We start from the raw sequence: 12,888 nt of genomic DNA, 5'->3' as shown, positions 1-12,888 counted from the left end.
GAGGCCCCGCACGAACGTGTCGTATGCCGCCCAGCGAGCTGCGCGGAATACGACACCGGGCTGCTCAGCCGGCCGCGAAGGGCTGGTCCGGCAGGTCCGTGTGCACGGCCACGTTCATCCGGTTCCACACGTTGATCGCGGTGATCGCCATGAGCAGCAGCACCGTCTCCTTGTCGTCGAAGACGGCGGTGAGCTCGCGCCAGACGTCGTCGGTGACGCCCTCGCGGCTGATCAGGGTGACCTGCTCGGCGAAGGCCAGCGCAGCCTGCTCACGCCTCGTGAACAGGGCCGGGGCCTCGCGCCAGGCGGCCAACACGTCGAGCTGGCGCTGGTCGATGCCGAGCTTTCGCGCCTCTGCGGTGTGCATGTCCAAGCACCACGCGCAGTGGTTGATCTGGGACGCTCGGACCTTGACGATCGCGAGCAGTCGCTCGTCGAGCTTCCCGGCGTGGACGTACTTCTCCAGGCCCATGACGGCGGTGTAGGCGTCGGGGTCGACGTCGTGGATGGAGATTCTTTGTGTCACGGAAGTGGCACCTCCTTGAGGATTCAAACAATTCCGACATTTCGATAGTACGCCGCGCGTCCGGACGGACTGCATGAGGTGGTTGGCGCCGGCTCCCCCACAATCGGGCCGGGGCGGGAAAGTCCGAGGCCCAAGCGGCTCGCAGACACCAACAATCGGGCCGGGGCGGGAAAGTCCGAGGCCGCACGAAAATACCGCCTGCGCCGACGGCTTGGCACCGGGCGCTCTCGTGGGTCATGGTGAGTCCATGGCACCGCCGACCCGATCAACGCATCCCGCCACCCGGCAGCTGGGCGAGCGCGAGTGCCTGCACCTGCTGGACGGCGCACCCTACGGGCGGCTGGCGGTCATCGCCGGTGACCGCCCGCAGGTCTTCCCGGTCAACCACGTCGTCCGAGCGGGCGGCATCCTCATCCGGACCGGCTCGGGCACCAAGCTCATCTCCGCGGTCGGCAGCATGGTCGCGTTCCAGGCGGACGGACTGGCCCCCACCGGGACCGCCTGGAGTGTCCAGGTGACTGGTCGTGCGGCCGAGGTCATCGACGTGCGCGAGATTCTCGAGCTCATCCCATGGCTGGCGCAACCCTGGGAGGAGGGCGTGAAGCCGCACGTCGTGCGGATCGAGATCGAGGAGATCACCGGCGTGAGCTTCCTGGTCCAGCCTCAGGACTGAGCGTATGGGCGGCACCGTCAGCCTCGAGGACGCAGGCCGAGGAGCCGGTCACGCATATCGAGGTAGGCTTGAGGTGTGGCCGGGCCAGAGTTCTCGAGCCGGTTGAACCCATGGGGTCCATGCGAGTGACTCGTTCCGGCGGACGAGGTGATCGGCGTGGTGTTGCTCGGTGCGGTGGTGGTCTTGGCGGGGCTCGCCGTGGTGGTCATCGAGGCGCATGTCATGACCGGCGGCGTGCTGGCCGTGGCGGGGGCGATGGCCGTGGCCGCCGGGGCGGGGTTGATGATGGCCGGCTTGGGCGCCGCGCTCGTGGTCACGGTTCCGGTGGCGATCGCGATTGCGGGGCTCGGCGTGCTCGGGACGATAGTCGCCGCACGCAAGGTGACCGTGGCGCGCAGACAGGCGCTCCGCACGGGGCCGACAGCGCTGGTCGGGACGGTCGCCACCGTCCAGGCATGGGACCTCCAGGAGGGTCAGGTCGCCGCCGACGGGACCCTCTGGCGCGCCGTCCTGTCCGGTGACTGGCAGGACACCCGGCCGGTCCCCGGTGAAACCGTCATCATCGAGACACTCGACGGCTTGACGTTGTCGGTGCGACCGCTGTACGCGCAAGGGAAGTGACGCGAGGCATGGAACTCGCCATTATCGGTATCGTCATCGCGTTGGTGTTCCTGGCGCTGATCGGTTCTTCGGTCCGAGTGCTGCGCGAGTACGAGCGCGGCGTCGTCTTCCGGCTCGGCCGGCTCATCAACCTGAAGAATGCCGGGCTGGTGCTGCTGATCCCGGTCGTGGACCGGATGGTGCGAGTCAGCCTGCGCGTGATCACCCTGAAGGTTCCGCCGCAGGACGTGATCACCCGCGACAACGTCCCGGTTCGGGTCACGGCCGTGGCCTACTTCAGGGTCATCGATGCCAACAAGGCCATCGTGGAGGTCGAGGACTACTTCGCGGCGACCAGCCAGATCGCGCAGACCTCCCTGCGCGCGGTGCTCGGCAAGGCCGAGCTCGATACGCTGCTGGCCGAGCGCGAGCGGCTCAACGAGGACCTGCAGAAGGTCATCGACCAGCAGACCGAGCCGTGGGGCGTCAAGGTGCTGATCGTCGAGATCAAGGACGTCGACGTGCCGGAGACCATGCAGCGTGCGATCGCCCGGCAGGCGGAGGCCGAGCGTGAGCGCCGCGCGAAGGTGATCAACGCCGAGGGCGAGTTCCAGGCGTCCACCCGACTGGCCGACGCAGCCGACGAGATGAGCCGCAACCCCTCCACGCTGCAGTTGCGCTACCTGCAGACCCTCCTGGAGATCAGCAACTCGAGCAGTACGACGGCCGTGATCCCGCTGCCGGTCAACCTCCTCCAGCCCCTGCTTGCCCAGCTGCCCATCCAGGCGGGTCAACCGGCAGTCCCGCCGACCCAGGCGGGCCAACCGGTGCCGGGTGCCCAGCCCCCGGCAGGCCAGCCGGTCGAGGAAGGCCGGGCCGAGGCAAGCACAGCAACTGACTACTGACGTAGCCGAGCCAACCGTCCGTCACGGCCGACATGACGGACACTTGGTCGTCACCACGTACGGACCAGCCTGCGACCGATGACGGCTGCCGCCATAGACCCGTGACAGAGGGCGGGTGCCGGAAGGAGAGAAAGGAGACAGCATGCGCGGACTTCTCAGACTCGGCCCGATCGGTGAGCTTGACGTGTCGCAGTGGATCGGCGAGCCGCCGGCCCCCACGATGGCAGACCTGCAGGGCCGGGTCGTGGCGATCGAGGCCTTCCAGATGCTGTGCCCCGGCTGCGTGTCCCATGGTCTGCCGCAGGCGATCCGGCTGCACAAGACCTTCGGGTCCGACCTCGTCGTCATCGGGCTGCACACCGTCTTCGAGCACCACCACGTCACGGGGCCGAAGGCCCTCCAGGCGTTCATGTACGAGTACCGCATCCCGTTCCCCGTCGCGATCGACCGGCCGCAGGAGCGCGGCATCCCGGCGACGATGGAGCGCCTCAGCCTGCAGGGCACCCCGACCCTCCTGCTCGTGGACAAGACCGGACAGCTGCGGCTCAACGCGTTCGGCCAGGTGGAGGACCTGCCGCTCGGCGCCGCGGTCGCGCACCTGCTGGACGAACAAGTGTGACGACGAGCAGGCATGGCGCTCAGCCGGGTTGAGTTCCGACACTCTCCCGGTCGACAGTGCACTTCTGGTGGTCGAGAGTGCACTTCTGGTGATCGAGAGTGCACTTCTGGTGGTCGAGAGTGCACTTCTGGTGATCGAGAGTGCACTTCTGGTGGTCGACAGTGCAGCTTCCTTCGCGTTCGGGGACGCGGGTCCCTTCAAGAACTGCACTCTCGAACAGGAGAACCGCACTCTCGATCAAGGCGACTGCACTCTCGAACGGGAGAACTGCACTCTCGAACGGGAGAACCGCACTGTCGATCAAGGCAACTGAACTCTCGAACGGGAGAACCGCACTGTCGATGGGGGGAGGCGCGCCCGCCGGGTGCGGGCGGCTGCTGGTCCCAGTCGCGCGGCGGGGCCGGGGGCAGCAGGGAGCGGAGCCGCCGCCGACGCCGGGAGCGAGGCTTGAGCTCGTCCAAGCGACGGTGGTGTTCCGCCTGCCGGACCAGTTCGTCGATGCGCGCCTGGGCCAGCTTCGACTTCAGGTAGGGGTGCAACATGGTGACTTCTTCGTCGAGGGGGCTGCCGGACCGTTCCATGTCGTCGATGCTGGGCATCCCGAGACGTCGGCCATCTGGCCGATTCGTGGCGGCCACCACGCTCGTAGAGCCGGGCTGGTCGGGCGGATCATCGCCGAGGCCAAGCGGCGCAGGTCTGCGTGCCTCCGGTCACGTCCTCAACGCGCGGAATCGTGGGCGGGAGGTGACCTCGGCGGCCAGCTGCGCGCGCCGCCAAGTGGGCTCGAAGGCGGTCCGCGCCTGCTCGAACAGCCCTCGTGCGCCCGGTCGGTCTTGCCGTGCCGGCCCACGGGGCGGCAGCCTGCTGCGTGGTCAGCCCGGCGTCGAGCACCCGGTCGACGGCGGCATACCTCTCGGCGGCGTGCTCCAGCATGACGGGATCGTCCGAGACCAAAGGCTGGCAACATGTGGCAGCGGCCTGCCGTGACGGGGCCGCGGATGCCCGGTGCTCACTGCCCGGGCGCACGTGTCCAGCGCGCTCAGCCGGCGGTCTCCGCGGGGTCGACGCTTCATCGATCAGCCGGCTGGAGATACTCTTGGAGAGACTGGTGCGCCGCTGCGGCCCAGGCGACGCAGAACGGCATGCGTCTCGGGAGGCACATCCTTGATCTGCACACTCGGCAGGGCGCCATTATGGCGCTTCAAGCGCCATACCACAGTGCACCGTTGTCCTCCTGCGCGGTCGGGTAACCCGCGAAGGATCACCCCGTGCCGGGGTCGGTGCGCCGGATGGCGGTCCAGCCGGTCCAGCCGCGTTGCTCGAGCAGCTCGAGCAGACGCGGTGCGCACGGGAAGGACTCGATGAATGCCTCGTCGAGCAGCGCGACCAGCTCGTCGCCGATCGGGTGCTCGTCGTCCATGCCTTCGGCTTCGGCTGCTGCTGCCTCGATGAAGTCGGCCACCCGGTCCGCGAGCGCGGGCAGCCGGGGGTCGTCCGGTCCGCAGTCGACGAGGTCCGCGACGTCGAGGTAGAGGCGGCGCAGCGGCTCCTGATCGATCTGCGCGTGCTTGATCGCCATCAGAGCCGGGACGGCATCGGGCATCTGGGCTGCGATGAGGATCCAGCTGTCCCGCTCGATCTCGATGATCCGCTCCGGGAAGCCGAGCTGGCGCATTCGGTCGAGGTAGGCGACCGCCTCCGGCGGCAGCGCGAGGCTGTCGCCGGCCGCGAGCCTGGCGATCCGTTGGCGGTGATGCTGTCGTGCCCGGATCTCGGCGCGCAGCCGCCGGTCGATGTCCTCGACGGAGGTAGCGAACTCCTGGTCGCCGGCCGCCAGGAGGTCACGCACCCGCGAGAGCGGGACGCCGGCGTCGGCCAGGGTGCGGATCCTGACGAGCTCGACGACGGCGCCCGCGTCGTAGCGCCGGTAGCCGGAGTGGTCCCGCTCGGGCTCGGGCAGCAGCCCCTTGGCGTGGTAGTGGCGGACCGTGCGCACTGTCACCCCGGCGTATGCCGCCAGCTGGCCGATGGTCAACATGGCTCCATTGTGGGTCGGCGAGGTTGCCGGTTCGTGGTTCGTTGCGAGGGTGTCATGCCAGCCTGCTGCGGTAGGTGCGCATCGCGAGGGTGTAGGCCAGCGCCAGCAGCCCGACGCACCAGGCGAGGGCGATCCAGGCGTCGGCGGCGACGGGCTGGCCGGCGAGCAGGTCGCGGATGGTGTTGACGATGGGAGTGACCGGCTGGTGTTCGGCGAAGGCGCGGACCGGGCCGGGCATCCCGGAGGTGGGCACGAAGGCCGAGCTGATGAAGGGCAGGAAGATCAGCGGGTAGGCGAACCCGCTCGCCCCGTCGACCGATGTCGCGGTCAGCCCGGGGATCACGGCCAGCCAGGTCAGCGCCAGGGTGAACAGCAGCAGGATCCCGGCGACCGCGAGCCAGGCCGGCACCCCGGCGCTCGAGCGGAACCCCATCGCGACGGCGACGAGCACCACGAGGGCGAGCGAGACCAGGTTCGCCACGAGCGAGGTCAGCACGTGGCTCCACAACAAGGCAGAGCGGGTGATCGGCAGCGACTGGAACCGTTCGAAGATGCCACCCGAGATATCGGTGTACAGCCGCAGGGCGGTGTAGGCGATGCCGGAGGCGACGGTGATCAGCAGGATCCCGGGCAGCAGGTAGTCGACGTAGCGGCCGGTGCCGACCTTGATCGCGCCGCCGAGGACGTAGACGAACAGCAGCAGCATGGCGATCGGCGTGATGGCGGTGGTGATGATCGTGTCCGGGCTGCGCAGGATGTGGCGCAGCGAGCGCCGGGTCAGGACCGTGGTGTCGTGCAGCAGGTCGGTGTTCATCGGTTCGGTCCTTGGAGTCGGGGACGATCGTGGCCGACGATCGCCAGGAAGATCTCTTCGAGGGTGGGCTGCTTCTGGACGTACTCGACCTGGGTCGGGGGGAGCAGCGCCTTGAGCTCGGCCAGGGTGCCGTTCGCGATGATCCGGCCCTGGTGCAGGATCGCGATCCGGTCCGCGAGCTGCTCGGCCTCGCCCAGGTACTGCGTGGTCAGCAGCACCGTGGTGCCCTGCCCGGCGAGCTCCTCGATGGTGTGCCAGACCTCGATCCGCGACTGCGGGTCGAGACCGGTCGTCGGCTCGTCGAGGACGAGCACGGCCGGGTTGCCGATCAGGCTCATCGCGATGTCGAGGCGACGGCGCATCCCGCCGGAGTAGGTCGCCACCCTCCGGCCGCCCGCGTCGGTCAGCCCGAAGCGGGCCAGCAGGTCGTCCGCGATCCCGCCTGGGTTCTCGACGCGCCGCAGCTGCGCGACGAGCACGAGGTTCTCGCGTCCGGTCAGCACCTCGTCGACGGCGGCGAACTGCCCGGTCAGGCTGATCGACTCGCGGACCTGCGCGGGCTGGGCGGCGACGTCATACCCGTTGACGCTGGCGGTGCCGCCGTCTGCCTTGAGCAGGGTGGCCAGGATCTTCACGGTCGTGGTCTTGCCGGCGCCGTTGGAGCCGAGCAGCGCGAAGACGCAGCCCGCCGGCACGCTCAGGCCGACGCCGGCCAGCACGATGTGCTCACCGTAGGACTTCGTGAGTCCAGCGATGTCGATGGCGTGTTCGGTGGTCATGACACCTAGGTTGCAACCCTGACGCTGCGTCAAGGTCAAGCCCCCCATCATGGGAGGGACTCCGGCACGTGACCTAGACTTCCGCGGCTCGTACCATGGCTTCATGAGCAGCCGAGCCCCGAGCTCTGGGCCGCTGCGTGAGGCCCGGAGCTGTTACGACCACGTTGCCGGCCAGCTGGGCGCAGCGGTCTCCCGGGCGGCCCTGCAGCGAGGGTGGGTCCTTGTCGACGGCGACGACTGGCGGCTGGCTGATGATGCGGTGCAGGAGCTCTCGCGGGAGCTGGGTCTGCAGGTCCGCCTCGACCCTGCCTCCCGGCGCCCCGACGTGCGCCCGTGCCAGGACTGGACCGAGCACCGCCCGCACCTGGCCGGCAAGCTCGGCGCGGCCGTCCTCGCCGCCATGGTCGAGGCCGCCTGGGTCGAGCGTATTCCCGGTGGCCGTGCCCTGGCCGTGACCCCGCTCGGCGCCGAGCGCTTGCGCCATACCGGGATCCAGGGCTTCCTGGTCGACGAAGCGGGCTGCGACGCGGACAACCTCTGCTACTCCGGGGCGGTGACCGTCACGAGCGCGGCTGCCGAGGACTGGGGCGCCCTTGTCGACCGGGCTGCTCGCGAGGGCTGGACCGGCATCGCCGCGCTCGCGGGCTTCTCCGGCACGGTCGCCGATGCCGTCATCGAGAACTTCTCCGCCTACGGACAGCGGATCGCAGACGTCATCTGGTCGGTCCGCACCTGGGACCGCATGGAGGACACCCAGCGGACCTTCGCGATGGCCGACTGCGAGTTCCACCAAGGCGGTTCGCGGTTCCTGCCCGAGGACGGCCGGCGCAGGTATGACGTGCTCGAGGTTGCGTTCGTCTTCCGCGCCGGGACCATCACGGCACCGCTGCAGGATGCCGGCCTCACGCAGCTTCTCGGCGTCGAGCTGGGGGAGCGGGTGCCGCTTCCGCGCGTGCGCGAGGCCGTGCTCGCCGCCGCGCACTGACCCCGTCACAGAGCACACCGCCCGTCACACCCGAGACGGCCCGAGAGCCGGTCACCTGCCCGGCCGGACAGCGGACCTCACGTGAGTGAGACCGCAAGCCTGCCCTGCCGGCAGCATCCCGTGGACCTGTGGTTCGCCGACGACCCGGCTGAGGTCGAGCACGCCAAGCGGCTCTGCCAGGGCTGCGCACAGCGCCGGCGTTGCCTGTCGACAGCTCTGCAACGCCACGAACCCTGGGGCGTCTGGGGCGGCCAGCTGCTCCAGAGCGGGCGCGTCGTGCCGCGCAAGCGGCCCCGCGGCCGTCCCCGCAGAACGGACAGCATCCCCGTCGCGGACGCACCATCGCCCGAGTCGACGGGCCGGCTCCGCAAGGGCGAGCGGCATCCGCTTCGTTGACGCCTACGACGTCACTGCCAGCGAAACGCGCCCTGCTCCCCTGGTCGCGGCGTCCACAAACGATTCGGGCACCATGACGTTGAGGTGGCCCGACAGGGCAGCCCGTCATACCCGAACCACCAACGGAGGCACCAATGCAGCCATCCTCCACAAAGCAAACAGGCACCCAACGCGGCTACCTCGACGTGGCCGGACTACGCATCTGGCACGAGGTGACCGGAGCAGGGGAGCCGGTCGTTCTGCTGCACGGTGGGTTCGCCGGCGCGGCCTCGTTCGTCGCACAGACCCCGGCGCTGGTCGAGGCCGGCTTCCGCGTCCATGTCCCGGAGCGCCGCGGCCATGGGCACACCCCGGATGTCGCCGGCCCGCTGAGCTACCAGGTGATGGCCGAGGACATGATCGACTACCTCGACCAACAGGTCGGCGGGCCGGCGCACCTGGTCGGCTGGAGCGACGGCGCCGTGGTCGCGGTGTTGGTCGCCCGCCGACGCCCGGACCTGGTGGCGCGGCTGGTCCTGATCGGCCAGTACCTCAACTCCTCGGGCAAGCCGCCCGGCGGCGATCTGGTGGCCTCGCTGGACTCTGCGGAGGTGATCGCGTTCCTGCGCCGCGGCTACGACCCGGTCTCACCGGATGGCGCCGACCACTTCCCGGTGGTGCACGCCAAGATGATGCAGATGCTGCGCACCGAACCCGAGCTCGAGCTGGACTCGTTGGGAGAGATCACGGCGCCGACGTTGGTGCTCCAGGGCGACCGCGACGAGGTCACCGTCGAACATTCCCTGGCGATCGTCGCCGCGTTGGCCGATGCACGCCTGGCGGTGCTCCCGGGCACCCACCTGTTGCCGGTGGAGCGGCCCCACCTGGTCAATGCCCTGCTCGTGTCGTTCCTGCACGACACCGGCACGGGCGTGGACTGGAGCGCCCACATGGGCTGATGCCGGTACCGGGCCGGCCACCCCGGCGTCGCCGTCGTGGGCTGGTCAGTCGGTGACGAAGTTGGCCATCATGGCCATGTCCTCGTGCTCGAGGTTGTGGCAGTGGAAGACGTACCGGCCGGCATAGTCGGTGAACCGCACCGCGATCTGCACCATCTCGGCCGGACGCAGCGAGACGGTGTCCTTCCACCCGTGGTCGAACTCGCCGGGCCCGCCGGTGTTGCGGCGCACCACCTGGAACGGGTTCAGGTGCACGTGGACCGGGTGCGCGAAGTCGCTGACGAGCTGCCACGTCTCGAGCTGCCCGAGCCTGGGGGTGGCGGCGGCATACGTCGGGTCGAACTCGTGACCGTTGATCAGCCACTCGCCTCCTGCGCCTTGTCGGAACTGGAACCGGCGACGCACCATCGCCTTGGCGGGGTCCAGCGGCTCGATCATCGAGAGCCGGCCGGGGATGCGCGAGTCGTCGTGGGTGCGGTCTCCGACGACGAACTGCATGACCCGCCGGGTGGAGGCGGACCCGCGCAGGTTGACCAGCTCCACCCTGGTGCCGGGGCGGTAGCGGCCGAAGTCGACGACGACGTCGAACCGCTCTGCCGGTGAGAGGTCGAGGCGCTCGTGCGGCACCGGGTGCTCGAGCAGTCCGCCGTCGCTGCCGACCTGGACCAGCCCCGCCCCGCCGGGGGGTGGCGGGTCGAGAGCGAGCCGGTAGGCGCGCGCGTTGGAAGCGTTCAGCAGGCGCAGCCGGTAGGGCCTGCAGGCCGGGCCCCGGTGTCGAAGAGCACCGCGCCGGCGATCAACCCGACGACCAGTCCGATGAGGGTTCCGATGACCTTGGTCATGTCCGATGTCCTTCCAGAGCGTTCCGGTGTTGCCAGTGGCTCGATCCTCACTCCGGGCCGGGGCGCCGCACATCGGCCCCGCGGGGTATCCGGGCAGGTCATCCGCTGGTGGTATCGCCTGCATCCGGCGCGGCGACGCACGCCGCGTCGGGAGGAGCCACGCCTGCGGCGTGGCGGCCGACCGACCCAGTCAGCGGGGCTGGGTCGCCGCGCTCACGTGTCGGGCGGTACGGGCTCCGGCTACGCCGACGGAGCGGCGGATCATCGCGTTGTCCTCGACGGTGTCGAGCAAGGCCATGGCGTAGTCGGCGCGGCTGAGCCTCCAGTCCCCGCCAGTCGCGTCGGCCGCGAAGTCGGTATGCACCCGGCCGGTGAACGGCCCGTCGGTGAGCATCGTGGCACGCACGATGCTCCAGTCCAGCCCACTGGTCTCGAGCATGCCCTCGGCGCGGGCCAGGTCCGCGTAGGCGGCGCGGAAGCGCAGCCACACCAGGGCGAGCACGATGCGTGGTCGAGTGGCGACGACCGAACGGCTGCTGGGCATGACCACCCGCCGCACTCCGGCATCGGACATCGCTGTCAGCAGGATGCGGGTAATCGCGCTGGTGCCAACGGCAGCGATGACCGCATCCTGCTCGTCGAGCGCGGCCCGGACGGTGTCAGGGTCGGTCGCATCGCCAGAAACGACGGCATGTGCTCCCGGGACCCGGGAGAGATCGTGCGGGGCTCGCGCGAGGGTGGTGACGGTGTGCCCGCGGCCGGCCGCGTGCTCGACGAGGTGGCGGCCGGTGCGTCCGGCAGCGCCGATGACGAGGATCTTCATCAATGAGTCCTTTCGGGTCGTGGATCGGTTAGTGCACGCCGGGTGGTTCGGGATGCCAAGGCCGCAATGAGGCGGTGGTGTTTGGTGTTGGCGAAGGCGGCGAAGTGCCAGTTCTGCCCCTCTCGCACGGCGACCCAGGTCTGGATCTTGTGGCCGCGCCGGCCGGCACGCCGCTGACGGGCGCGCACCACGACACCATCGCTGATGACCACGGCGACGTCGTCGGTGACGAACTGCACGTGCTCGATGTGGCTCTCCAGGCGGGTGCCCTTCAGCGGTCCCGCGAACAGGACCCGGTGCTGCTCGACAATCTCATCCCGCCCCCGATACTGGCTGCCGAACCACACCACATAGCTGGCATCGGGGGTGAACCCGGCGCCGAACGCGTCGGCGTCGGTGCCCCACGCGGCAATCACCGCGTCCAACGCCTGCCGGATGGCCCGGGTGTCCTCCTCGCGGGACCGGGGCACGGATGTCGCGACGGTACTCATGTTGGTCTCCTTATCGACTTGTGTTCGCTGCTACGAACAATGTTCGTCCTGTGACTCGTCGTTGTCAAGAACTGCGTTCGTGCGGCAGTACGCTGTTCACACCCGAAGGAGGTCGAGTTGACCGATCGCACACGTAGCCGTGACAGGGACGACGTCGGCCTCCCGGACCCGCCGTGGCGATCGCCACGGCGTCCCCTGCGACGACGCATCACCCGCGAAGGGATCGTCGACGCGGCGGCGGTCGTGCTCGACCGCGACGGAGCCGACGCGGTCACCGCCCGAGCCGTGGCGGAGCAGATGGGCACCGGGCCGGCTTCGCTGTATGCCCACGTCGACGGAAAGAACGAGCTCCTGGAACTGCTGGTCGATCGCGTGATCGGCGAGATGGCGGTACCGGAAGAGGCATCTGCCGAGCGGTGGACGGACCAGCTCCGCCAGATGTGCCACGACACTCGGACGGTGCTGCTCGCTCATCCGGGGATCGCCAAGGTCGCGCTCGCGGGACCGCCGAGTGGGCCGAACGCCTTGCGGCGCACTGAGAGCCTGCTCGGCGTCCTGCGCACGGGGGGCCTGTCCGACCAGGTGGCCGGTCTCGCCGTGGACCTGTTGTCCCTGTTCGTCGTGTCCTCGGCCTACGAGGCAGACGTGCGGCGCTCCGCAGTGGCCGCCTCCGAGACCGACTGGCCGGCCAAGCTGGAAGGCTACTTCGCCGCGCTACCACCGCATTACCCCAACATCATCGACCTCGCCGCCGAGCTGACCCGCCCCTCCGAGGTCGAGCGGTTCGAGTTCGGCCTCGACGTCCTCATCGGCGGGATCCGTGCGCTCGGTCACAGCGCGGACGGGTGACTCTTCGGTGATCCTCCGGATCGACGGTCCCGATCCGGCCGATCCGGCGGCCGTGCCGGGCGTGGACGCCTCTGGTGCCCGCGACAGGCGCGTGGCGGCGCGGGTGAGCGTCATACCGGGGCGGTAGCCGGATACCACCAGCGCGGTAGTCATGCGGATCGCCCCCGGGGTCGATGCCCGAGCCCCGCCCCGGGGTCACAATGGCTGGGAGCGTGGGTAGGTGGAGTGCGTACCCGCGCGAGTAGCAACGTGCGAAGGAGGCCCGGGTGTCGGCAACTACTCCCACGACGCCGACGACGACCAGGCGGCCGTCCACCGGGGACGCAGCGATCGGGGTCGTCCTTGCGGGCGGGATGCTGGTCGGCGGCGCGAGCGGGGGCCTGCTGCCCGGCCCGGCCGGGACACTCGATGCGGGTGCCGTGGCCCTAGCTGTCCTCGTGGCGGTCGCGGTGGGCCTGCGGCGCCGGATGCCGCTGATGGTCCTGCTCGTCACGAACATCCTCACCGCGGCCTGGTATCTGCTCGAGTATCCCGGGCGGCTGGTCACCCTCGCTGCCCTGATCGGCTGCTACACGCTGGCCGCCGAACGGGGGTGGCGTTGGGGCGTAGC

At 69.7% G+C, this 12,888-nt stretch carries 17 protein-coding genes; 10 read left to right on the top strand and 7 right to left on the bottom strand.

Annotation, left to right across the window (positions count from 1 at the left end; genetic code table 11):
* Positions 1-64 precede the first annotated feature (64 nt).
* Positions 65-526: a carboxymuconolactone decarboxylase family protein gene (locus tag L0H79_RS07840; protein ID WP_301484037.1), complete on the bottom strand. Its 462-nt coding sequence runs from the start codon at positions 524-526 to the stop codon at positions 65-67.
* Positions 527-773: 247 nt separating this feature from the next.
* Here L0H79_RS07840 and L0H79_RS07835 point away from each other — a divergent pair, with 247 nt between their 5' ends.
* From L0H79_RS07835 to L0H79_RS07815, 5 genes are all read left to right on the top strand, one after another.
* Positions 774-1,199 (top strand): pyridoxamine 5'-phosphate oxidase family protein, encoded by a 426-nt coding sequence (locus tag L0H79_RS07835; protein ID WP_301484036.1) that lies wholly within the window; start codon positions 774-776, stop codon positions 1,197-1,199.
* 156 nt (positions 1,200-1,355) lie between these two features.
* Entirely contained in the window at positions 1,356-1,820 is a 465-nt protein-coding gene (locus tag L0H79_RS07830) for an NfeD family protein (RefSeq protein ID WP_301484035.1), read from the top strand.
* A gap of 8 nt (positions 1,821-1,828) precedes the next feature.
* The gene (locus L0H79_RS07825) at positions 1,829-2,704 is read left to right on the top strand and encodes a slipin family protein (protein ID WP_301484034.1); all 876 of its coding nucleotides are present in this window, start codon (positions 1,829-1,831) and stop codon (positions 2,702-2,704) included.
* A 142-nt stretch (positions 2,705-2,846) separates the two neighbouring features.
* Positions 2,847-3,323, top strand: a complete 477-nt coding sequence (locus L0H79_RS07820; protein WP_301484033.1) for a TlpA family protein disulfide reductase — start codon at positions 2,847-2,849, stop codon at positions 3,321-3,323.
* 67 nt (positions 3,324-3,390) lie between these two features.
* The gene (locus L0H79_RS07815) at positions 3,391-3,636 is read left to right on the top strand and encodes a hypothetical protein (protein WP_301484032.1); all 246 of its coding nucleotides are present in this window, start codon (positions 3,391-3,393) and stop codon (positions 3,634-3,636) included.
* Positions 3,637-4,584: 948 nt separating this feature from the next.
* Here the strand turns inward: L0H79_RS07815 and L0H79_RS07810 are convergent.
* Genes L0H79_RS07810 through L0H79_RS07800 form a run of 3 tightly spaced genes read right to left on the bottom strand, consistent with a single transcriptional unit; the run spans position 4,585 to position 6,954 of the window.
* The gene (locus L0H79_RS07810) at positions 4,585-5,361 is read right to left on the bottom strand and encodes a MerR family transcriptional regulator (protein WP_301484031.1); all 777 of its coding nucleotides are present in this window, start codon (positions 5,359-5,361) and stop codon (positions 4,585-4,587) included.
* A 52-nt stretch (positions 5,362-5,413) separates the two neighbouring features.
* A complete protein-coding gene (locus L0H79_RS07805; protein WP_301484030.1) occupies positions 5,414-6,175 on the bottom strand; it encodes an ABC transporter permease in 762 nt (253 codons plus the stop codon).
* On the bottom strand, positions 6,172-6,954 hold the full coding sequence (locus tag L0H79_RS07800) for an ABC transporter ATP-binding protein (protein ID WP_301484029.1): 783 nt from the start codon (positions 6,952-6,954) through the stop codon (positions 6,172-6,174). Before L0H79_RS07800 ends, L0H79_RS07805 begins: the two co-directional genes overlap by 4 nt.
* Positions 6,955-7,057: 103 nt before the next feature.
* Here L0H79_RS07800 and L0H79_RS07795 point away from each other — a divergent pair, with 103 nt between their 5' ends.
* The 3 genes from L0H79_RS07795 (at position 7,058) to L0H79_RS07785 (ending at position 9,273) form a co-directional block, all read left to right on the top strand.
* The gene (locus tag L0H79_RS07795) at positions 7,058-7,939 is read left to right on the top strand and encodes a hypothetical protein (protein ID WP_301484028.1); all 882 of its coding nucleotides are present in this window, start codon (positions 7,058-7,060) and stop codon (positions 7,937-7,939) included.
* Positions 7,940-8,020: 81 nt separating this feature from the next.
* Positions 8,021-8,335, top strand: coding sequence for a WhiB family transcriptional regulator (locus L0H79_RS07790; RefSeq protein WP_367652445.1), 315 nt, complete (start codon positions 8,021-8,023; stop codon positions 8,333-8,335).
* 134 nt (positions 8,336-8,469) lie between these two features.
* On the top strand, positions 8,470-9,273 hold the full coding sequence (locus tag L0H79_RS07785) for an alpha/beta fold hydrolase (RefSeq protein WP_301484027.1): 804 nt from the start codon (positions 8,470-8,472) through the stop codon (positions 9,271-9,273).
* Between the two features lie 45 nt (positions 9,274-9,318).
* Here L0H79_RS07785 and L0H79_RS07780 read toward each other — a convergent pair whose 3' ends face one another.
* From L0H79_RS07780 to L0H79_RS07770, 3 genes are all read right to left on the bottom strand, one after another.
* Positions 9,319-9,900, bottom strand: a complete 582-nt coding sequence (locus L0H79_RS07780) for a multicopper oxidase family protein (RefSeq protein WP_301484026.1) — start codon at positions 9,898-9,900, stop codon at positions 9,319-9,321.
* 405 nt (positions 9,901-10,305) lie between these two features.
* Positions 10,306-10,938: an NAD(P)-dependent oxidoreductase gene (locus L0H79_RS07775; protein WP_301484025.1), complete on the bottom strand. Its 633-nt coding sequence runs from the start codon at positions 10,936-10,938 to the stop codon at positions 10,306-10,308.
* Positions 10,938-11,429 carry an SgcJ/EcaC family oxidoreductase gene (locus L0H79_RS07770; RefSeq protein WP_301484024.1) on the bottom strand — a complete coding sequence of 164 codons (492 nt, stop codon included), beginning with the start codon at positions 11,427-11,429 and terminating at the stop codon, positions 10,938-10,940. The genes L0H79_RS07775 and L0H79_RS07770 overlap by 1 nt, the downstream gene beginning before the upstream one ends.
* Before the next feature lie 117 nt (positions 11,430-11,546).
* Between L0H79_RS07770 and L0H79_RS07765 the strand changes: the two genes are divergently transcribed.
* Both L0H79_RS07765 and L0H79_RS07760 read left to right on the top strand, forming a co-directional pair.
* Positions 11,547-12,278 (top strand): TetR/AcrR family transcriptional regulator, encoded by a 732-nt coding sequence (locus tag L0H79_RS07765; RefSeq protein ID WP_301484023.1) that lies wholly within the window; start codon positions 11,547-11,549, stop codon positions 12,276-12,278.
* 266 nt (positions 12,279-12,544) lie between these two features.
* The coding region (locus L0H79_RS07760) for a hypothetical protein (protein WP_301484022.1) at positions 12,545-12,888 on the top strand (344 nt) is incomplete at its 3' end.

Source organism: Intrasporangium sp., from assembly GCF_030452765.1.
Taxonomy (GTDB): Bacteria; Actinomycetota; Actinomycetes; order Actinomycetales; family Dermatophilaceae; genus Intrasporangium_A.
The sequence above is the reverse complement of the archived record's forward strand: the minus strand, read 5'-3'. Positions and strand labels throughout refer to the sequence as shown.

What these genes read in the sequence shown, in the direction of transcription:
- L0H79_RS07805 (WP_301484030.1), bottom strand. Translation starts at nt 6,175, where the DNA reads ATGAACACCGACCTGCTGCACGACACCACGGTCCTGACCCGGCGCTCG.
- L0H79_RS07835 (WP_301484036.1), top strand. Translation starts at nt 774, where the DNA reads ATGGCACCGCCGACCCGATCAACGCATCCCGCCACCCGGCAGCTGGGC.
- L0H79_RS07775 (WP_301484025.1), bottom strand. Translation starts at nt 10,938, where the DNA reads ATGAAGATCCTCGTCATCGGCGCTGCCGGACGCACCGGCCGCCACCTC.
- L0H79_RS07770 (WP_301484024.1), bottom strand. Translation starts at nt 11,429, where the DNA reads ATGAGTACCGTCGCGACATCCGTGCCCCGGTCCCGCGAGGAGGACACC.
- L0H79_RS07810 (WP_301484031.1), bottom strand. Translation starts at nt 5,361, where the DNA reads ATGTTGACCATCGGCCAGCTGGCGGCATACGCCGGGGTGACAGTGCGC.
- L0H79_RS07795 (WP_301484028.1), top strand. Translation starts at nt 7,058, where the DNA reads ATGAGCAGCCGAGCCCCGAGCTCTGGGCCGCTGCGTGAGGCCCGGAGC.
- L0H79_RS07820 (WP_301484033.1), top strand. Translation starts at nt 2,847, where the DNA reads ATGCGCGGACTTCTCAGACTCGGCCCGATCGGTGAGCTTGACGTGTCG.
- L0H79_RS07785 (WP_301484027.1), top strand. Translation starts at nt 8,470, where the DNA reads ATGCAGCCATCCTCCACAAAGCAAACAGGCACCCAACGCGGCTACCTC.
- L0H79_RS07825 (WP_301484034.1), top strand. Translation starts at nt 1,829, where the DNA reads ATGGAACTCGCCATTATCGGTATCGTCATCGCGTTGGTGTTCCTGGCG.
- L0H79_RS07800 (WP_301484029.1), bottom strand. Translation starts at nt 6,954, where the DNA reads ATGACCACCGAACACGCCATCGACATCGCTGGACTCACGAAGTCCTAC.